This window comes from Streptomyces sp. NRRL F-5123 (assembly GCF_000721495.1).
Taxonomy (GTDB): Bacteria; Actinomycetota; Actinomycetes; order Streptomycetales; family Streptomycetaceae; genus Actinacidiphila.
The window spans coordinates 32,233-51,235 of sequence record NZ_JOHY01000011.1 but is presented as its reverse complement, the minus strand read 5'-3'; the positions used below and the strand labels follow the sequence as shown (position 1 = coordinate 51,235).

Sequence of the window (19,003 nt, the reverse complement as noted above, 5' to 3'; positions counted from 1 at the left end):
TGCCGCGTGAGAGTGCCTGCCAGGCATGCCTGGCCGAACTGCGGGCAGGCCGCCTTCGTAGAGCATGCGGCGGGAGCAGGGGCAGGTCACCGGCCCCGGACCCGCCGTTCGGGACGGCAAGGGCGGTCGGTATGAGCAAGACATCCGCACAAGTGCACGGCGCGACGGGGACGCCCCCGGACAGGCCGAAGCTGCGGCGGGACCTGGGACGGGTCAGCCTGCTGTTCGCCTGCGTCGGGTCGATCATCGGCTCGGGGTGGCTGTTCGGCGCGCTGAACGCGGCCCGTGAGGCGGGGCCGGCCTCGGTGTTCTCGTGGGCGCTCGCGGCCGTGATGATCCTGCTCATCGGGCTGTGCTTCGCCGAGCTGGGGACGATGTTCCCCGTCTCGGGCGGCGTCGTGCGCTTCCCGCACCTGTCCTTCGGGTCCTTCGCCAGCTACACGATGGGCTGGATCACCTGGATCGCCGCCGCCACCGTCGCGCCCATCGAGGTCGAGGGCGCCCTGCAGTACGCGACGAAGTGGGCGGACTTCACGGTCTCGCACCCGAGTTCCGACACCCACACCCTGACCGGTCTCGGGTACGCGGTCGCCGTCGTGGCCATGGCCTTCTTCGTTGCGCTGAACTACTTCGGCATCCGCTGGTTCGCGCGGGTCAACAACGTCCTGGTGTGGTGGAAGCTCGGCATCATCCTGCTGGTGGTGGTGGCGTTCCTGGTCACCTCCTTCCACGGGCACAACTTCGACGCGAAGGAGTACGGCGGCTTCGCGCCGGGCGGTGCCAAGGGCGTCTTCACCGCCATCTCCACCGCGGGGATCACCTTCTCCTTCCTCGGCTTCCGGCAGGCGATCGAGCTGGCCGGCGAGACGGACGACCCCAAGCGCAACGTCCCCTTCGCGGTCATCGGCTCGGTGGTCGTCACCGCGGTGATCTACATAGCCCTGGAGGCCGCCTTCCTCGGCGCCGTCCCCGGGCACGACCTCGCCGCGTCGCACGGCTGGCTGGGCCTGCAGTTCACCGACGACTTCGGGCCGCTCGCCGCGATCTCCAGCGCCATCGGCCTGGGATGGCTGGCGTACCTGCTGTACGTGGACGCGGTGATCTCGCCGGCCGACACCGGTCTGATCTACACCACGGTCACGGCGCGCATCTCGTACGCCATGGGCCGCAACCGCAACGCGCCCGAGGCGCTGGCGCGTACGACCCCGCGCGGGGCGCCGCTGATCAGCCTCGTCGTGACGTTCGTGCTCGGACTGATCGTCTTCCTGCCCTTCCCCAGCTGGCAGCAGCTCGTCGGCTTCATCACGTCCGCGACCGTGCTGTCCTTCGGCTCCGGTCCACTGGTGCTGGCCGCGATGCGCCGCCAGCTGCCCGACCACCCGCGGGTCTTCCGGGTGCCCGGCGGCGACGTCATCCCCTTCGTGGCCCTGTACTCGTCGAACCTGATCGTCTACTGGGCCGGGTGGAACACCAACTGGAAGCTCTTCGCCACGATCGGCCTCGGGTTCGTGCTGCTGGCCGTCTTCGAGATCACCGGCAGGGGCCGGGCCCCGCGACTCGACCTGCGGGCGGGCGCGACCTGGTCGCTGCCGTGGCTGGGCGGCCTCGCCCTGGCCAGCTGGGCGGGCGACTACGACGGCGGCCGGGGCTGGATCGGCCTCGGCTGGGGCTTCGTGGTCAACCTGGTGCTCGCCGCCGTCGTCTACCTGCTCGCCCTGCGGGTCCGGCTCCCGGAGTCCCGCGTGCAGGAGCACGTCAGGGAGGCCGAGGAGGAGTCCAGGACCGAGGAGGCCGAGCTGGGCGCGGCGCACTGACCGCGACCCGGCCGCGGGCGGGGGCCGGCTCGTGGGGCTTTCCACGGACGTCGGGTCCACCGGGCCGAACGGCCCCGCCGGGGCTGCCGGCGTCGTGCCGGGAGGGAGGGGCGGCAGCCCCGGCGGGGACCTACGGCGTCAGCAGCCGTTGGTGTTGTACGCGGCCGTCACCCACTTGCCGGTCCTCTTGTTGATGAAGGACCAGGCGCCCCCGTCGAACGGGCGGGTGACCTCCAGGGCGGATTCAACCGGGCCATCGGAGGGCCTGTACCCGACCCAGTACCTTCCGCCGGAGGTGTTCTCGGTCCAGTGCCAGTTGGAGCCGAATGCGATCCCGGCCTCCGTGAAGGTGGCCTTGCCCGCGGAGCCGTCCCCGGTCAGCTGCCTGTCGTTCTGCCACTGAGCCGTGGCGGCCTTCGTGTTCGGGCCGAACGAGCCGTCGATCCCGCTCTTGGCGAGGTAGCCGTCCATGTAGAGGATGTTCTGCCAGAAGCAGGTCACGCTGGACACCGTGTTGGTGCTCATGTTGACGGCGCCCTCGTCGTTGAGGTCGTCGGCCGGGGTGTCCGCGCCGGAGATGTAGGCGTTGCCGTTGTAGCTGTTGCTCGCGGCGGCCGGGGTGGCCGTCACGGCGGCGACGCCGAGGGCGACGGTCGCGGCCGCCAGCGGCACGGCGACGCGGCGGAGCGTGCGGCGCCGAAGTGGGGTTGATGACATGAAGGTCCCTCCCGTAAGGGGTCAAGCTTGCGGCGACCGAATGCGATCACCACGTAGGACCGTAAACGCCGGGCAACGCCGTTGTGAAGATCTTTGTACGCACCAGATATCCGCCGCCTACGCGGCGGCGGCCCGCCCGATCGGCGTGCCGATGTGACCGGGGGTCGGCGCGTCGAGCACGTGGACGTCGACGTCCGCGAAGCCCGCGTTCCGCAGCAGGGAGCCCTACTTGCGAACCCGATCCCCAGGGCGTTGCGGGGCCGCCCGAGCAGCTCCGTTCCCGGGCCGTGCCCGCTGTACTGCGTCCAGCAGAAGGCCGGATCGCCGTGCAGGGCCTTCTCCGCGCGGTTCACGACGATTCGCGAAGATCATTTCGTTGAGAAAACCTCACTCGCTACACCTATGAGTGGATCACCCGGCTCGGGTTTATCGCCTCACCGGAAACGTACGCAGGGCGACGGCGCATGCCGGTCGGTGAACGATGTCGGAAAGCCGGGTGCGGGAGAACTGCCTGCACGGTTTGCAGCGGCGGGGACTGGAAACGGAGCGGAAGCCACCGCGCCAGTCCCCGACCCTACTAAGTACAGCTAGATGGCGAAGGGAACGTACCCGAGCGTCTCGGTGGCGTTGGACGCCGCCACCAGGCCGCTCGGCGGCAGCGTTGTGGAATTCGGGGTGACGAACGCTACGAGGTCGGTGAAGTAGCCTGCGTTGGCGACGCTCGCCGAGCAGGTGGTTCCGCTGGCGCAGGAGGCGAGCAGGGTCCCGTTCTCGTTGAAGATCTCGATGTAGTAGTGCGCCGTGCCGACGTCAGCGCTCGCGGTCGCCGTCGCGGTGAACGTTGAGCCGACCCACACGCCGCCCGCGGCGGACAGGCTCACCGTCCATCCGGAGTTGGTCCACGTGACGTACGTGGTCTGCGACGTGGCCTGTAGCGCGGCGGGTGGGGCGGTGGTGCCGTTGTCACCGAAGTAGGCGGTGAACGCGTGCGTGGTCGCCTGTGCTTCGGTGACCGTCGCCGAGCACGTCGTGCCGGTCTTGCACGAGGCGAGCAGGGCGCCGGTGGTGGTGTCGAAGATCTCGTTGGAGAACGGCGAGGAGCTGATGTCCGTTCCGGCGGTCGAGGTCAGGGTGACCGTCGCGCCGGGCGCCGCGGTGGTGGCGGACGCTTCCAAGTCAAGGTAGGTGCTCTTCCAGACCAGGGCGGAGTTGTCCCACTCGGACTGGATGTGGCCCGGCGGGAAGCTGGCCGAGTTGTCGGCGATGAACGCGTCCACGCCGTGGCCGGCGGCTACGGGTGAGGTCTCGTACGCGGTGCAGATCGTGCCGGTGTTGCAGGTGCCGATGTACGCGCCGATCGTGTAGTCGTAGATCCGGACGTAGAAGCCGGAGCCCGTCACGCTCTGGCTGGTGGTCACGGCGACGGAGGCTTTCTGGGTGGCCCACGCCTCGAAGCTGTTCACTACGACGATCTGGTTTCCGGCAGGCGGCTTGGCCGACTGGTGCGTGGCAGTGCTCTGACTGACGTTCCGGGCGGCGGCCGAGCTGCCCGCGGCGCTCGCCGGGCCGGCGGCGCCCAGCAGCACCAGGGCGGCGGTCGCCATCGCGGCCACCAGGACGGCTGCTCGCTTGAGCCTTAACATGAGTTCCCTTCTTGGCACGAACTTATCGCAGAGGCCTGATTCTCTCCTCCGAGAACGTACGAGCACGTACATACGGAGTCAATGCGGGGAATCGGCCTGGACGGCGAGTGACACTCCGGGATAGCGCACGACAGGATGTTCGAGGTCCGATGGACTCATCGACCGATCGCAGGATCCAGCCGGACGGTTGAATCCCGACTGCACGACGCCTACCAGCATCGGAGCAAGGTCACGGCCTCATTCTCCGGTATCCAGAGCGAGTCGGGCGTACGCCTACGCGGGCTGGTCAGCCGGTGATCAGTTCAGGCGGCAGGCCCGCATTCTCCGCCAGTCTTAGTAGGGTCGGGGACTGGCGCGGTGGCTTCCGCTCCGTTTCCAGTCCCCGCCGCTTCAAACCATGCATGCAGTTCTCCCGCACACGGCTTTCCGACATCGTTCACCGAAGTGGCTGTCGAGCACCTTGTTGTCGCACAGCGCGAATTACAGCGGGGTGTCAAGGATCAGGGCGTGCACGGCCACGTCCACCGTGTATCCCACGCCGCGGCGACGCGGCCGACGAGGGCGGGCTGCCCGGCGACTACCGCAAGATCCTGGGGATCGTGCCGCAGGTGGGCGGCCCGGTGCAGGTCACGGGCGGCCGGTGAGTGGCCGCCCGTGACTGACGGCCCCGACGGCAATGGGGGATCGCCCTCCTGCTGGAGGACTAACGGCCGCGGAAGAAGTCGGTGAGGGCCGCGGCGACGGCCTCGGGCTGCTCCTCGGGGATGTAGTGACCGGCGTCGGGCACGATGACGCCGGTCACGTTCTCGGCCCACGGGCTGATGGAGGCCGCCATGTCCGGGATCGAGCCGTGGCTGCTGGAGATTCCGAGGACGGGCGCGGTCAGTCGCCGTCGCTCGAGCGCCGCGTGGTTCTTGCGCGCGGACTCGGCGGCATCGCGGTAGCAGGCGAGGCCGGCGCGCAGGCCGCCATCGACGGCGAGGGCTGCGCCGTAGTGGTCGAGCTCTGCTTCCTCGAAAGCGTCGGGCGCGAGGGACTTGGTCTTCAGGAACCAGCTGACGTACTCCCGCTCGCGGCCGGCTATCAGCGTCTCGGGAAGACCGGGCACCACGTGGAACGCGAAGTGCCAGGTCTTGAACGCCAGAGCCGGGTCGAGAGGGATGGCTTCCGGCATGGTGATACCGGGAATTCCGGCGTCGAGCAGCGCGACCCCGTGCAGTCGGCTCTCGTGGTTCAGGGCGAGGGAGAAGGCGACCCAGGCGCCGATGTCGTGCCCGGCGAGCCAGTAGTCCCCCACGCCGAGAGCGTTCACAGCGGCTTGGATGTGCGCGGCGACCGTGTGCGTGTCGTAGCTGAGCTCCGGATGCTCGGAATTGCCTTGGCCCGGCCGGTCGATCGCTATGACCCGGAACCGATCGGCGAGAGCAGGCATGACCTTTCGCCAGGCCCACCACGTCTGCGGGAACCCGGTGAGCAGGACGACGGCCGGCCCGTCCTGCCGACCGCCTTCGACGGCGTGCAGGCGGACACCGTCGGCGTCGACCCAGCGGTGCGTGAATCCGGCCAGGTCATGCAGGGGCAGGGCGGGGACGGGGTTGGTCATGGGAATCCTCCATCAGGCGGGCGGACCGTCACTCGACGCTAGCACGTCTTGAACTGATCGGTCCAAGATGGGAGGATGGGCTGCATGGCAGGCAAGAAGCAGTTCGACATGGACACGGTGCTCGACGCCGCGATGATCCAGTTCTGGCGCTCCGGCTACGCCGACACCTCGCTCGACGACCTGTCCCGGGCGACCGGCCTGAACCGCAGCTCGATCTACTCCTCGCTCGGCGACAAGGACGCGCTCTTCCTGCGCTGCCTGGATCGCTACGCCACGCGCTACGGCGACAAGTTCGACGCCGCCCTCTCGTGCGCGGCCGAGGACCCCGTCGCCGCCGTCCGTGCGTTCTTCGATGTCACCCTGGGGCGCATCGCCGACCCTGCCGTGCCCGACGGATGCCTGATGGCCCAGTCGGTCATGGCGAGTCCGGCGCTGAGCCCGAGCGTCGCAGAGCATGTCAAAGAGTTGTTCGGCCTGCAGCGCCCGCGCCTGCGCACCGCGCTGAAGGCCGGCGGAATGTCCGACGAGAACGCCGAGGACTTCGCCGTGCACGTAGCGGCCGTGAACCAGTCTCTCGCGGTGATGGGTAGGGCCGGGTCGAGTCCGGAGCAACTCCGGGCGATCGTCGGTGTGACCGTCGACGCGCTCGCGCGGGCACTGCGCCGGTGATCAAGGTTCTCGAGGCCCTTGACCAGAACAGGGGTCGCTTCGCCGTGAGCCTCACCTACCGGTGTTCGGGCGTGGGCGGGATCAGCCCCGCCGACCCGCAGCCGGCCATGCTGATCACCAACGCCGGGCTGGGCGCAGCGCACCGCTACCGCGCGATCGAGCCGCCCGGGAACTGACCGCCCAGGCGCCGGGGGTGCGCAGGGGGGCGTTTCGGGGGGTTCTCCCCAGCGAAGGCGGGGGCGGGCGGTGCCTACGATCGAAGGCGTCCGGTCAGTGGCGCAACGTTCGTTCCGTACGGGGGAATTCCATGGCACGCCCGCAACTACGCATCCTCACCGGCGCGGTGGTGGCCGCGCTCGCCGTCGGAGGGCTGGCCGCTTGCGACGTCGGGCGGTCGAAGACGGCGCAGGACGACACCGGGGTCAGGGAGAAGGTCACCGCGATCCGCATCGACGACAGCAACGGGTCGGTGCGGGTGGAGGGTTCGGCGGGGGTCAGCGCGGTGTCCGTGCACCGCGAGGTGCACTACCGGGGAGACAAGCCGGGCGCGACCTCGCACGTGGACAAGGGCGTGCTGTGGCTGTCCGGCTGCGGCCGGCACTGCGGCGCCGACTACGTCGTCACCGTGCCCGCCGGGCTGGCGGTGGCCGGCGGCACGTCCAACGGGGCGATCACCCTCAAAGGCGTCGGCACCGCCGACGTGCACACCAGCAACGGCAAGATCACCGTCACGGGCGCCACCGGCGCGCTCAAGGTCCGCACGTCCAACGGCGCGGTCAGCGTCGAGGGCACCCGCGGCGGCGTCGACGCGCAGTCCTCCAACGGCAGGATCACCGTGACGACGCCGATCCCGCAGGACGTCCGCGCCCACACCTCCAACGCGAGCGTCACCGTCACGGCGGCGCCCGCCGCGTACCGGATCTCGGCGAAGACCTCGAACGGCGCGAAGACCGTCGACCTCGCCGACGACCCCTCGGCCGCGTACCGCCTGGACCTGTCGACGTCGAACGGCGCGCTGACCCTGCGCAAGGCGGCCTAGCTTCGGCCGGGAACGGCGAGGTCAGGCCAGGCCGGCCGCGATGGCGCGGCGCACGGCGTCGGCCCGGTCCCGGATGTCGGCCTTGGCGAAGAGGTTGTTGATGTGCGTCTTGACGGTCGCCTCGCTCACGAAGAGCTTCTCGGCGATCGCGCGGTTGGGCAGACCCTGGCCGATCAGGGTGAGCACCTCGCGTTCGCGGGGCGTGAGATCCGCGGGCAGTTGCTGCCCGGACGCCGCCGGTCTGGCGCGGACGGTGGCCAGCAGCCGGTCCTGGACCTCGCGGTCCAGCACGGACTGGCCCGCCGCGGCGGCGCGGATCGCGCGGACGATGTCCTGGCGCCCGGCGTTCTTCGTCAGATAGCCGCGGGCGCCCGCGCCGAGGGCGGCCAGGATCGAGTCGTCGTCGGCGAAGGTGGTGAGCACGACGACGGCCACCTCGGGGTGTTCGCCGCTCAGCCTGCGGGTGGTCTCGATCCCGTCGAGCACGGGCATGCGCAGGTCCATCAGCACGACGTCCACCGGACCGGCGGCGACCGCGTCCAGTACGCCGCTGCCGTCCGCGGCCGCGGCGACGACGTCGATGTCCTCGGCCAGGTCCAGCACCGCGGCGAGCGGTTCGCGGACGGCGGCCTGGTCGTCGGCGACGACCACGCGCAACGGCCGGGGGCTCTCGGTGGGTTCACTCATCGCGGGATCACTGCCTCCACTTGCCAGCCGCCCTGGTCCGGTCCCTCGGTGACCGGCCCCGCGGTGAGGGTGCCGCCCAGCAGGGCGACGCGTTCGCGCATTCCGATCAGCCCCATGCCGCTGCCGGCTCCCGCGTTCACCGTACGGGTGGCGCGTCCGTTGCGGATCGTCAGCGCCGTCGAGGAATCCGTGAAGGCCAGCTCCACCCGCACCTCACCGCCCGGGGCGTGCCGTGCGGCGTTGGTCAGGGATTCCTGGGCGATCCGCAGCAGATTCTGGGTCACCCGGGCCGGCACGTCCACGGGGGTGCCGGAGACGGTCAGGGCGTCGCGGTGGCCTGACGACTCCAGCATCGCGGTGAGACTCTCCACCAGCGGCAGCGCGTCCTCGCGGAGCGCGTGCACGGTCCACTGCGCCTGCTTCAGGCTCTCCTTGACGAGGCTGTGGGCCCGGCCGTTGGCCGCCCTGACCTTCTCCAGGTCGCCGGTGTCGAGCAGCGCGTCGGCCAGTTCCAGCTGCATGTTGATCCCGGCCAGGGTGTGCGCCAGGACGTCGTGCACGTCCCGGGCGATCCGGCCGCGTTCGGTGAGTACGGCGGTCTGCGCCTCGGCCCGGGCGGCGCGCTCCGCGCTCTCGGCCGCCGACAGCGCGGCGTCCACGGCCTGGTGCTGGACGCGGTTGAGCATCCCGATCATGACCGGTGCGCCGGTGGTGAGTCCGACGGCCCAGGGCAGCAGGTGGTGGCCGGGCCCGATCTCGAAATACAGGACGCCGCCGCAGAGCAGGCCGCAGGCCAGCGCCAGGACGAGGGCCGGTCTGGCCGGCAGCCGGTATCCGATGTGACCGGAGAGGAAGAAGGCGAAGAGGTAGCCCGTTCCGCTGCGGCTGACGCCGATCAGCGCGGCCGCCGCGAGGATGCCCAGTGACAGCCAGACGACGGCGGCACGCATCGGGATCCTGCCCGGGGGAACACCCCGGACCAGCAGCGCCGCGCAGTTCACTGCGAACAGGACCGCGACCACCAGCCCCCGCCCGCTGACGCCCATCGGCCGGATCGTCAGGGCCCCGCTGACGATGACCGCCGCGGTCAGGGCCCACTGCACCCGGGGGTCCCGGCCCGGGACCGGCCGGGGCGCGGCCGGTGGGGGCGGGACCTGTCCGGGGAAGGAGGCGGACTCGGCGGTGGGCACGGCCAGACCATAACTCACGGTCGGACCGCGACACTGTGGGAGGCAGGGGCGGGCTTCCCGGCGGTCAGCATCCGGCTGCGGACGAAGATCGTGGCCAGTCGGGTGACGACCTCGGTGAGCGCCATCAGGACGAAGGCCGCCACCCATGCCTGGTCGCCGGTGATGTGGTGGGCGACGCTGAACCGGGCGACGTCGTCGCCGCCACCGTGCTCGGTCCACAGCTGGAAGCCCATCCGGGCACCCATGCCGAGCACCCACAGGATCGCGGCGACCGCGCCCGCCTTGACCAGGACGTGCTCGCCCGCGCGCCTGACCCGGGTGCAGACGCCGCCGGCGACGCCGAGTGCGGCGCCCGCGGCCGTGAGCGCCCCCACCAGCACCAGGTCGTTGCCCCCGGTGGGAACGGTGTCCAGGTACGTGTGGGCCACATAGGCCACGATCCCCAGCGGGATCAGGAAGCTCCTGAGGTCCAGCCGGCCTTCCCGCAGCTGCCGGAAGACGACGAGGACGAGGGCGATGTCGGTGATCCACTCGGTTGTTGTCATGCCCCCAAGCCTGTTCTCACCGGGCCGGGGACGCCTGGACCCACGGGTGGAACCCGGGGTGGAGAAGCGGCCTCACGCCGCCTGCGCGGCCGTCACTTCCCCGGGCGCGAGGATGCGGGCCAGGGCCTCGGTGAAGTCGCAGGGGCTGCAGCCCAGTTGGAGCTGGCGGGCGACGATCGCGCGCTCCGTGCGGTAGAGGTGCCAGCCCCTGCGCAGCAGGAAGGGCACGGATTTGCGCCCCTCGCGGATGTCGCGGACGAAGCGGTGCCAGGCCGTCGTCGAGGGGCGGCCGCGCAGGCAGATCGCGTCGGCGGGCAGGCCGAGTTCGCGGACGCGGCCGACGATCTCGGCGGCGAAGATGCCCTCGGCGACGAAGACCGGCGAGCCGTCGAGGTCGAGCCGGGTGACGCCGGTCGCCGAGCTCGTGGCGATGTCGTAGACGGGTGTGTCCGCGGCGCCCCGCGTGCACAGCGCGACGATCGCGGCCACCGCCGCGTCGGCGTTCCAGGACGCGGGCGCGTCCCAGTCGCCCGCGCCGCCGGGGAGCCGCGGCAGCGTCGGGTCGTCCTCGTCCTTGTAGAAGTGGTCGAGCCCGAGCACGGGCACCCCGGAACGCGCGGCGAGTGTGGTCTTACCCGAACCGGAAGGCCCGGCCAGCAGGATCACACGGGCGGGAAATGAACTCACGGCAAACCATTCTCCGGCATCCCCGCCGCTACGCTCCCGCCCGGTCCCATAACTACGGTCCGCGTCCACCCGGCGACACCGCAGGTGGACGGCCCGAGGCAGTCCTGTCCACAAGCTGGACGGCTACCCTTCGCACCCGATCGGCTACGCTGGGCACCTGACCGTCGTACGTCCCCGAGCAAGGCCCAGGTGTCCCGATGCCCTCACTGCGTACCGCCCTCGCGCTCACCATGACCGCCGCCGCCGCGGTCCTCGCCCCGGCCACGGCGGCGGTCGCCGCCACCCAGGCCCCGGCCGCCCCCGCCGCGGCCCCCGACGCCCTCCCGGCCTCGGCGGTGACGAGCGCCCTCGGCCCCGCGGTCGCCCCCGTCCGCAACCTCACCCTGGACCCGCTGTCCAACACCGGCGTCGACCCCCTGGACAACGGGGTCGGCTCGCAGGTCGCCGACTTCGAGCCGGTGTCCACGACCACGCTCACCGACCCCGTCACCCACGGCGGCTCCCTCGGCACCTTGCCGGTCACCGGCCCGGCGACGGGGCTGCTGACGGGCTGAGAGGCCGAGGGGCCGGCGGGCTGACGGGGGCCCGGGTTCAGACGCCGATCGGGTGCCAGACCGTCTTCGTCTCCAGCCACGCCGTCAGACGGGACGTGCCCGGGTCCGCCGTCCAGTCCTCCGCGGAAGGGCGGCGGACGCGCTTGAGGGTGTCGGCCGCCGAGGCCTCCAGCTCCGTCGCCAGGTCGGGGCCGGCGCCGGTCAGGTCGAGGGCGTTGACGTCCTGGTGGGCGGCGAGGGGGGTGGAGAGTTCGGCGGTGCGGCCGGACAGGATGTTCACCACGCCGGAGGGGACGTCGGAGGAGGCCAGGACCTCGCCGAAGCTCAGGGCCGGGAGAGGTGCGCGCTCGGAGGCGACGACCACCGCGGTGTTGCCGGTCGCGATGACCGGTGCCAGGACGGACACCAGGCCGAGCAGCGAGGAGTCCTGCGGGGCCAGCACCGCGACCACGCCGGTCGGTTCGGGCGTGGAGAGGTTGAAGAAGGGGCCCGCGACCGGGTTGGCGCCGCCGACGACCTGGGCGATCTTGTCGGTCCAGCCCGCGTACCAGACCCAGCGGTCGACGGCCGCGTCCACCGCAGCCGCGGCCCGGGACTTCGACAGCCCCTCCGCCTCCGCGACCTCGCGCACGAACTGCTCGCGCCGCCCCTCCAGCATCTCCGCCACGCGGTAGAGGACCTGGCCGCGGTTGTACGCCGTCGCGCCCGACCAGCCGGGCACGGCCTTGCGCGCCGCGACGACCGCGTCCCGCGCGTCCTTGCGGGACGCGAGCGGCGCGTTGGCCAGCCACCCGCCGCTCCTGGAGTCCGTCACCTCGTACACCCGGCCGCTCTCGGAACGCGGGAACTTGCCCCCCACGTACAGCTTGTAGGTCTTGAAAACGGTGAGCCGCACCTGCTGTGCGGACTTCTCGGACTTCTCAGACATCGAGATACCCCTCCAGGCCGTGGCGGCCACCTTCGCGCCCGTAGCCGGACTCCTTGTAACCGCCGAACGGCGACGTCGGGTCGAACTTGTTGAACGTGTTCGCCCACACCACCCCCGCCCGCAGCTTGCTCGCCATGGACAGGATGCGCGAGCCCTTCTCCGTCCAGATGCCCGCCGACAGGCCGTACGGCGTGTTGTTGGCCTTCTCGACCGCCTCCGCCGGGGTGCGGAAGGTCAGTACGGACAGCACCGGGCCGAAGATCTCCTCGCGGGCGATGCGGTGCGCCTGCGTCACGCCGGTGAAGAGGGTCGGGGCGAACCAGTAGCCCGAGGAGGGGAGTTCACAGGAAGGGGCCCAGCGCTTGGCGCCCTCCGCCTCGCCCGCCTCGGCGAGGGCGGTGATACGGGCGAGCTGCTCGGCGGAGTTGATCGCGCCGATGTCGGTGTTCTTGTCCAGCGGGTCGCCGACCCGCAGCCGGGCCATCCGCCGCTTCAGTGCGTCCAGCACCTCGTCCTGCACGGACTCCTGCACCAGCAGGCGCGAGCCCGCGCAGCACACATGGCCCTGGTTGAAGAAGATGCCGTTGACGATGCCCTCGACGGCCTGGTCGACGGGCGCGTCGTCGAAGACGATGTTCGCCGCCTTGCCGCCGAGTTCGAGCGTGACCTTCTTGCGGGTCCCCGCGACGCTGCGCGCGATGGCCCGGCCGACCTCCGTGGAACCGGTGAAGGCGACCTTGTCGACGCCCTCGTGCGCGACGAGCGCGGCACCCGCGTCGCCGTACCCGGGAAGGATGTTGACGACGCCGCGCGGCAGGCCCGCCTGGCGGCAGATGTCGGCGAAGAACAGCGCCGAGAGCGGGGTCGTCTCCGCGGGCTTGAGCACCACCGTGTTGCCGGTGGCGAGCGCCGGGGCGATCTTCCAGGCCAGCATCAGCAGCGGGAAATTCCACGGGATGACCTGGCCCGCGACGCCCAGCGGCCGCGGGGCGGGACCGAAACCGGCGTACGCGAGCTTGTCCGCCCACCCGGCGTAGTAGAAGAAGTGCGCTGCCACGAGCGGGAGATCGACGTCCCGCGTCTCGCGGATCGGCTTGCCGTTGTCGAGCGATTCGAGGACGGCCAGCTCGCGCGAGCGCTCCTGGAGGATGCGCGCGATACGGAAGAGGTACTTGCCGCGCTCGGCGCCCGGCAGCGCGCTCCATACGGGGAAGGCCTTGCGGGCGGCGGCGACGGCACGCTCGACGTCCGCCTCGCCCGCGCGGGCGACCTCGGCGAGCACCTCCTCGCTCGACGGCGAGACGGACTTGAAGACCCGGCCGTCGGCGGCGTCGGCGAACTCGCCGTCGATGAACAGGCCGTAGGACGGCGCCAGGTCGACGATCGCGCGCGACTCGGGCGCGGGGGCGTAGGGGAAGAGCTTGTCGGTCATCGCGATCAGTCCACCGTGACGTAGTCGGGGCCGGAGTAGCGGCCGGTCCTGAGCTTCTGCCGCTGCATCAGCAGGTCGTTGAGCAGGCTGGAGGCGCCGAAGCGGAACCACTCGGGGGAGAGCCAGTCGTCACCGAGCGTCTCGTTGACCATGACCAGGTACTTGATCGCGTCCTTGGACGTCCGGATGCCGCCCGCGGGCTTCACCCCGACCTGCACGCCGACCGCGTCACGGAAGTCGCGCACGGCCTCCAGCATGAGCAGCGTGTTCGGCGGTGTCGCGTTGACGGCGACCTTGCCGGTGGAGGTCTTGATGAAGTCCGCGCCCGCCAGCATCGCCAGCCACGAGCAGCGGCGGATGTTGTCGTACGTCGCCAGCTCGCCGTTCTCGAAGATCACCTTGAGGTGGGCCGACGTCTTGTCGGGCCGGGCACACGCCTGCTTGACCGCGCGGATCTCCTCGAAGACCTGGAGGTAGCGTCCGGCCAGGAAGGCGCCGCGATCGATGACCATGTCGATCTCGTCGGCCCCGGCGGCGACCGCGTCCGCGGTGTCCGCGAGCTTGACCGGCAGGCTCGTGCGGCCCGCCGGGAAGGCCGTCGCGACGGACGCGACCGCGATGCCCGAGCCGGCGCCGAGCGCCTCGCGGGCGACGCCCGCCATGTCCGGGTAGACGCAGATCGCCGCGACGTGCGGGGTCGTGGCGTCCGTGGGGTCGGGCCGGAGCCCCTTCGCGCACAGCGCCCGCACCTTGCCGGGGGTGTCGGCGCCTTCCAGCGTCGTGAGGTCGATCATCGATATGGCCAGGTCGATGGCGTACGCCTTCGCGGTCGTCTTGACCGAGCGCGTACCGAGGCCCGCGGCGCGGGCCTCCAGGCCGACGGCGTCGACGCCTGGCAGCCCGTGCAGGAACCTGCGCAGGGCGGCGTCCGAGGCGGTGACGTCCGCCATGCCGGCGAGGCGGGCGGCCGCGCCGGGGGCGTGGGCGGGGAGAACTTTGGGCATGGTCACCAGCCCAGCATATCTACGCGCGTAGCGGTGGTGCTACCCCCCTCCGGGGGCGCTGCTGTGCGTGGCGGGGCCTCCCGCCGTGGGGGTTTTCCCCCGGGGTGCCGCCGGGGAGGTGCCCCGCGCGCCCCCTGCCCGGCGGGGCTTCAGAGCTGGGACCGGATCTGGGCGATCAGGGGGGGCGAGGTGGTGGGCGGCCGCTTGCGGCCCTTCGGCGTCATGGCCGCCTGGAAGTCCTGAGCGGGTGGCGGCCGCCCGCCGACGTGCCCGCGCGCCCTTCCGCCGAGGCCCCGCGGGCGCCGGAGAAAAGGGTCCGTCGGTCCGGCCACGGGTGCCTAGGGTGCGGGCATGGAGATCATCGTGGTGAGTGGGCCCTCGGGGGTCGGGAAGAGCACCGTGGCGGGGATCCTCGCCGGGAGCAGGCTGGCGCCGGCCGTGCATCTGCACACGGACGACTTCTACGCGGCGGTCAAGCAGGGGTTCGTGGCCCCGTACCTGCCGGAGGCGAAGGAGCAGAACGAGGTCGTCACCGGGGTCATCGCGCGGGCTGCCGCCGGGTACGCCGCGGGGGGATACCACGTGGTGGTGGACGGGGTGGTCGGGCCCTGGTACCTGGGGGCCTACCGGGAGGCGGCCGAGGAAGCGGGGGTCGGCCTGGTCTACGTGGTGCTGCGGCCCGACCGGGAGACGGCGCTCGGGCGGGGGACGGCGCGCTCGGGGCATCCGCTCACCGACCGGGAGATCCTCGGCGGCATCTACGACGGCTTCGCGGACCTCGGCCCGTACGAGGAGAACGTCCTGGACTCCGGCGGGCTCACCGCGGAGGAGACGGCGGACGCGGTACTCGCACGCGTGGGGTCGGCTCGCTAGGGGACCACTTCACCGGTGCAGTGGTATGTTGGTGGACCAACAAACCAACGCACCCCAGGGAGCGCAGCTCATGGCACCAGCCCCGGACAGCGGCGGGCCGCTCTTCGCCCAGATCGCCGCCTCCCTCGCGGACCAGATCGCCGACGGCGGGCTCGGCGAGGACGAGCGGATCCCGTCCACCAACGACCTCGCCTCCTTCCACCGGGTCAACCCGGCCACCGCCGCCCGCGCGCTCACCTCGCTCGTCGACGACGGCCTCGCGGAGAAACGGCGCGGGGTGGGGATGTTCGTGGCGAAGGGAGCGCGCGAGCGGCTGCTCGCGGCGCGCCGCCGGGAGTTCGCCGAGCGGTACGTGCGGCCCCTGGTCGTCGAGGCCGCGCGGCTCGGGCTCGACGACGAGGAGCTGCTCGCGCTCGTCCGGGACGAGCGCGGCGCGGTCAGCCTGTCCGCGGGGAGCCTGCCGTGACCGGCCCCGGCCCCGGCCCCGGCCCCGGCCCCGGCGAGCCGGTCGTGTCGCTGGCCGGCGTCACCCGCCGCTTCGGCGGCGCCGGCGGGCACGAGGCGCTGGCCGGCGTCACCGCCGACATCCACGGCCCCTGCATCGTCGGACTGCTCGGCCGCAACGGCGCGGGCAAGACCACGCTGCTGCGCTCGCTCGCCGGCCAGGACTTCGCCTCCGCCGGGACCATCCGCGTCCTCGGCGCGGACCCGGTCGAGAACGACGCCGTCCTGCGCCGCACGACCCTCATCCGCGAGGACCAGACCTACCCCGACCTGAAGGTCCGCCAGGCGCTCGCGGCCGGCGCCCTCTTCCACCCGAAGTGGGACGCCGAACTCGCCGCCGAGCTGCTGGAGGCGTACGAGCTCCCGCCGGACCGCAGCATCAAGAAGCTCTCCCGCGGTATGCGCGCGGCCCTCGGCATCATCCTGGGCCTTGCCGCGCACGCCGACGTGACGCTCTTCGACGAGCCCGTCGCCGGGCTCGACGCGGTGGTGCGGGACATGTTCTACCGGCACCTGCTCGCCGACTACACCGCCCACCCGCGCTGCGTCATCCTCTCCACCCACCTGATCGACGAGGTCGCCGACCTGCTCGAACGCATCCTCATCCTCGACCACGGCCGACTCGTCCTGGACGCCCTCACCGACGACCTGCGGGGCAACGCCGTGACCGTGACCGGCCCCACCCCGGGCGTCGAGCGCTTCGTCGCCGACCGCACCACACTCAGCCGCCGCGCGCTGGCCGGGCGGACGACCGCCGTCATGGCCGGCCGCCTCGACGACCGCGACCGGCAGCTCGCCGAGCACCTGCGGCTCGACCTGCGCCCGCTCACCCTCCAGCAGCTCGCGATGCACGCCGCCGGCAGCGGCAGCCGCGCCACCCTCTCCCCGGCAGGGACGGTCTGACCATGCCCACGACCTGGTCCACCACCATGTCCGCGAGCCTCCCGGCGGGCGTGCCCCCGGTCCCCGGCCTCACCCCCGTCCTGACCGTCGTCCGCTACCTGCTGCTGGACCGCGTCACGTACCTCGTCGTGCCCTGGGCCTGGGCCGCCTTCGCCTTCGTGCTGGACGCGGTGATCCTGCAGCTCACCCCCGCGGGCCACGCGAGCCACCGGTGGGTGGGCGGGCTGGCCGCGGTCTTCCTCGTCGTCTTCGGGATCGGCGTCCAGGCGGTCGCGCGGGCCCTGCCCTTCGGCCTCGCGCTCGGCGTCAGCCGCCGCACGTACTTCCTCGGCGCCGCGCTGCTGGCCGTCGCGCTGGCGGTGTGCTTCGGCGCCGCCGTCGCGATCGGCCAGGCGGCCGAGCGCGCGACCGACGGATGGGGCATGAACATGGCCTACTTCCGCGTCCCCGGCATCCTCGACGGCCCCTGGTGGCAGGCCTGGCTGAACGCCACCGCGGCCTTCGTCGTGCTCTTCGCCTACGGCATGTGGTACGGCCTGGTCTTCCGGCGGGCCGGCCTCGTCGGGACGGTCTCCTTCGCCGGTGCGCAGGGCGTGCTGCTCACCCTCGCCGCCGCAGCCGTCACCTGGATGCACGGCTGGACCCGGCTGGCCCACTTCTTCACCGTCACCGCGCTCTTCCCCGCCGTCCTGGCCGCGGTGGCGGTGATCCTGCTCGCCGGCGGGCTGGCCACCGTCCGCAGGCTGGCCGTATAGGGGTCCGTACGCCACCGGTCGAGACGGGAACGCAACCGGGTCGTGGCCCGGCGGGCGTCGGGCGTCGGGCACAATCGGTCCTTATGACGAGTCCGAGGTCCGACCGCCCGAGCCCGCCGGACGGCGGCCCGGCACAGCCCGCGTACGCCGACCGCGTCTACCGCTCCATGGCCGGGATGATCGGCGGGGTCGGGCTGCTCGTCGTCGCCTGCTGGCTCGGCGGCGACGCGATCGCCAACGGCAAGGGCCACACCCCGTGGTTCGCCATCGCCGGGCTGCTGCTCGCCCTGCCGATCATCATCGCCCTCACCCTGCGCCCGGCCGTCTTCGCCAACTCCGAGCGGATCCGGGTGCGCAACCCGTTCCGTACGATCACCGTGCCGTGGACGGGCGTCGCCGGCGTGCGGTCGTCGTACACCACCGAGCTGCTGGCCGGCGAGAAGAAGTACCAGCTCTGGGCGATCCCCGTCTCGCTGCGCGCGCGCAAGCGGGCGGCGCGGCAGGACGCGAAGGCGAAGGCCGCGGGCGACGACGCCTTCACCCCCGGCCGCGGCGGCTCCCGCCCGCCCTACAGCCGCCGCCCGACGCCCGTCCCCGGCGCGGACCCGACGATCCGGGCGTGGTCCGACCAGGCGCTCGCCGAACTGCGCGAGCTGGCCGAGGCCCGCGAGGGCGCCGCCGATCCCGCCGCCCCCGAATCGGCCCCGGTGGTCCGCTGGTGCTGGGAGGTCCTCGCCCCGGCCCTCGCCGGCGCGGTGGTTCTCATCGTCCTGGGCGCCATCAGCTGAGCCGCGTCACGCCTGGCCCCGTCCCCCTGGCCCCGTCCCCGGGGCCGCGTCACGCCGAGTCGCCCCACGGGACGGCCTCGGCCGCGCCGAGTCCCAGCAGCAGCATGCGGAAGCGCTCGTACGCCGACTGGCACGTCGAGTGCCGCTCGTAGGCCCGCGCGGAGACCGCCTCCACCTGTCCGTCCGGGCCGCGCATCCGCCACACCCAGCCGTTCGACTCGGCGGCGTGCCGTACTCCCCCCGGCAGCCCCTCCGCGTGCGCGCAGAGCACCTCGAAGGCGCTCTTGCACTTCTCCTCGGCCGGGTATATCTGCGCGCCCAGCGCGATGACCCGGCCGTTGTTGGCGGTCAACCGCCATGAAAACCAGCCGTCCTCGTTGATGTCGACCTGGCACCGCGTACCCGCCCCCCGGGTACCGGCACCCCCGATGTCCCCTGCCATTGCCCCACCCCACCCTGACAGTCGCGGCGCAGCACCGGCGCTCCGCCGCGAGGCCGCCCTCGCGCCCCGCGCGGGAGTCGTCGTGCAGCACGGGCAATGTATGGGTCAAGTGATAGTTAAGGACTGCATCACAGCGGACCCGCGGCATCCTTCACTGTGAAGTTGCCCCTTGTTCACGAATGGTCACGTACTGCAACCGTGCCCCGAGTGGGCAGGGGCGCTGCCC

21 protein-coding genes are annotated in these 19,003 nt (G+C 71.9%); 10 read left to right on the top strand and 11 right to left on the bottom strand.

Annotated features, from left to right (window positions below):
• Positions 1-131 precede the first annotated feature (131 nt).
• A complete protein-coding gene (locus IH54_RS0113045) occupies positions 132-1,814 on the top strand; it encodes an APC family permease (RefSeq protein ID WP_031516171.1) in 1,683 nt (560 codons plus the stop codon).
• Between the two features lie 138 nt (positions 1,815-1,952).
• Here IH54_RS0113045 and IH54_RS41555 read toward each other — a convergent pair whose 3' ends face one another.
• The 3 genes from IH54_RS41555 to IH54_RS0113030 form a co-directional block, all read right to left on the bottom strand.
• The gene (locus IH54_RS41555; protein WP_078862160.1) at positions 1,953-2,531 is read right to left on the bottom strand and encodes a peptidoglycan-binding domain-containing protein; all 579 of its coding nucleotides are present in this window, start codon (positions 2,529-2,531) and stop codon (positions 1,953-1,955) included.
• Positions 2,532-3,118: 587 nt separating this feature from the next.
• On the bottom strand, positions 3,119-4,174 hold the full coding sequence (locus IH54_RS0113035) for a DUF7467 domain-containing protein (RefSeq protein ID WP_159011816.1): 1,056 nt from the start codon (positions 4,172-4,174) through the stop codon (positions 3,119-3,121).
• A gap of 703 nt (positions 4,175-4,877) precedes the next feature.
• Positions 4,878-5,777, bottom strand: a complete 900-nt coding sequence (locus tag IH54_RS0113030; RefSeq protein ID WP_031516164.1) for an alpha/beta fold hydrolase — start codon at positions 5,775-5,777, stop codon at positions 4,878-4,880.
• A gap of 84 nt (positions 5,778-5,861) precedes the next feature.
• On the opposite strand from IH54_RS0113030, the gene IH54_RS0113025 reads away from it, so the two are divergent.
• The 3 genes from IH54_RS0113025 (at position 5,862) to IH54_RS0113015 (ending at position 7,485) form a co-directional block, all read left to right on the top strand.
• Positions 5,862-6,446, top strand: a complete 585-nt coding sequence (locus IH54_RS0113025; RefSeq protein ID WP_031516163.1) for a TetR/AcrR family transcriptional regulator — start codon at positions 5,862-5,864, stop codon at positions 6,444-6,446.
• The gene (locus tag IH54_RS0113020; protein ID WP_031516161.1) at positions 6,443-6,622 is read left to right on the top strand and encodes a hypothetical protein; all 180 of its coding nucleotides are present in this window, start codon (positions 6,443-6,445) and stop codon (positions 6,620-6,622) included. The genes IH54_RS0113025 and IH54_RS0113020 overlap by 4 nt, the downstream gene beginning before the upstream one ends.
• 131 nt (positions 6,623-6,753) lie before the next feature.
• On the top strand, positions 6,754-7,485 hold the full coding sequence (locus IH54_RS0113015) for a DUF4097 family beta strand repeat-containing protein (RefSeq protein WP_031516158.1): 732 nt from the start codon (positions 6,754-6,756) through the stop codon (positions 7,483-7,485).
• A 21-nt stretch (positions 7,486-7,506) separates the two neighbouring features.
• Here the strand turns inward: IH54_RS0113015 and IH54_RS0113010 are convergent, their stop codons facing one another.
• The 4 genes from IH54_RS0113010 to IH54_RS0112995 form a co-directional block, all read right to left on the bottom strand.
• Complete coding sequence (locus IH54_RS0113010) at positions 7,507-8,172, bottom strand: response regulator (RefSeq protein WP_031516156.1); 666 nt, start codon at positions 8,170-8,172, stop codon at positions 7,507-7,509.
• A complete protein-coding gene (locus tag IH54_RS0113005) occupies positions 8,169-9,275 on the bottom strand; it encodes a sensor histidine kinase (RefSeq protein WP_031516154.1) in 1,107 nt (368 codons plus the stop codon). Before IH54_RS0113005 ends, IH54_RS0113010 begins: the two co-directional genes overlap by 4 nt.
• 101 nt (positions 9,276-9,376) lie before the next feature.
• On the bottom strand, positions 9,377-9,907 hold the full coding sequence (locus tag IH54_RS0113000; RefSeq protein ID WP_031516152.1) for a hypothetical protein: 531 nt from the start codon (positions 9,905-9,907) through the stop codon (positions 9,377-9,379).
• 72 nt (positions 9,908-9,979) lie between these two features.
• Positions 9,980-10,594, bottom strand: a complete 615-nt coding sequence (locus IH54_RS0112995) for a uridine kinase family protein (RefSeq protein ID WP_052397379.1) — start codon at positions 10,592-10,594, stop codon at positions 9,980-9,982.
• Positions 10,595-10,791: 197 nt separating this feature from the next.
• Between IH54_RS0112995 and IH54_RS0112990 the strand changes: the two genes are divergently transcribed.
• Positions 10,792-11,148 (top strand): hypothetical protein, encoded by a 357-nt coding sequence (locus tag IH54_RS0112990; RefSeq protein ID WP_031516147.1) that lies wholly within the window; start codon positions 10,792-10,794, stop codon positions 11,146-11,148.
• Between the two features lie 37 nt (positions 11,149-11,185).
• Here the strand turns inward: IH54_RS0112990 and IH54_RS0112985 are convergent, their stop codons facing one another.
• From IH54_RS0112985 to deoC, 3 genes are read right to left on the bottom strand one after another with little or no spacing between them, the layout of a single operon-like run.
• Positions 11,186-12,076, bottom strand: a complete 891-nt coding sequence (locus IH54_RS0112985) for an aldehyde dehydrogenase family protein (RefSeq protein WP_031516145.1) — start codon at positions 12,074-12,076, stop codon at positions 11,186-11,188.
• Positions 12,069-13,508 carry an aldehyde dehydrogenase family protein gene (locus IH54_RS0112980; RefSeq protein ID WP_031516143.1) on the bottom strand — a complete coding sequence of 480 codons (1,440 nt, stop codon included), beginning with the start codon at positions 13,506-13,508 and terminating at the stop codon, positions 12,069-12,071. The genes IH54_RS0112985 and IH54_RS0112980 overlap by 8 nt, the downstream gene beginning before the upstream one ends.
• Before the next feature lie 5 nt (positions 13,509-13,513).
• Positions 13,514-14,512, bottom strand: coding sequence for a deoxyribose-phosphate aldolase (gene deoC / locus IH54_RS0112975; RefSeq protein ID WP_031516141.1), 999 nt, complete (start codon positions 14,510-14,512; stop codon positions 13,514-13,516).
• A gap of 351 nt (positions 14,513-14,863) precedes the next feature.
• Here deoC and IH54_RS0112970 point away from each other — a divergent pair, with 351 nt between their 5' ends.
• From IH54_RS0112970 to IH54_RS0112950, 5 genes are all read left to right on the top strand, one after another.
• Complete coding sequence (locus IH54_RS0112970) at positions 14,864-15,385, top strand: AAA family ATPase (RefSeq protein ID WP_031516139.1); 522 nt, start codon at positions 14,864-14,866, stop codon at positions 15,383-15,385.
• Between the two features lie 70 nt (positions 15,386-15,455).
• The gene (locus tag IH54_RS0112965) at positions 15,456-15,851 is read left to right on the top strand and encodes a GntR family transcriptional regulator (protein WP_031516137.1); all 396 of its coding nucleotides are present in this window, start codon (positions 15,456-15,458) and stop codon (positions 15,849-15,851) included.
• Positions 15,848-16,792 (top strand): ATP-binding cassette domain-containing protein, encoded by a 945-nt coding sequence (locus IH54_RS0112960; protein WP_052397378.1) that lies wholly within the window; start codon positions 15,848-15,850, stop codon positions 16,790-16,792. Before IH54_RS0112965 ends, IH54_RS0112960 begins: the two co-directional genes overlap by 4 nt.
• A gap of 2 nt (positions 16,793-16,794) precedes the next feature.
• On the top strand, positions 16,795-17,547 hold the full coding sequence (locus IH54_RS0112955; protein ID WP_052397377.1) for a hypothetical protein: 753 nt from the start codon (positions 16,795-16,797) through the stop codon (positions 17,545-17,547).
• An 83-nt stretch (positions 17,548-17,630) separates the two neighbouring features.
• Positions 17,631-18,335: a PH domain-containing protein gene (locus IH54_RS0112950; protein WP_031516131.1), complete on the top strand. Its 705-nt coding sequence runs from the start codon at positions 17,631-17,633 to the stop codon at positions 18,333-18,335.
• A 49-nt stretch (positions 18,336-18,384) separates the two neighbouring features.
• Here the strand turns inward: IH54_RS0112950 and IH54_RS0112945 are convergent, their stop codons facing one another.
• On the bottom strand, positions 18,385-18,777 hold the full coding sequence (locus IH54_RS0112945; RefSeq protein WP_107060162.1) for a DUF1508 domain-containing protein: 393 nt from the start codon (positions 18,775-18,777) through the stop codon (positions 18,385-18,387).
• Positions 18,778-19,003 lie beyond the last annotated feature (226 nt).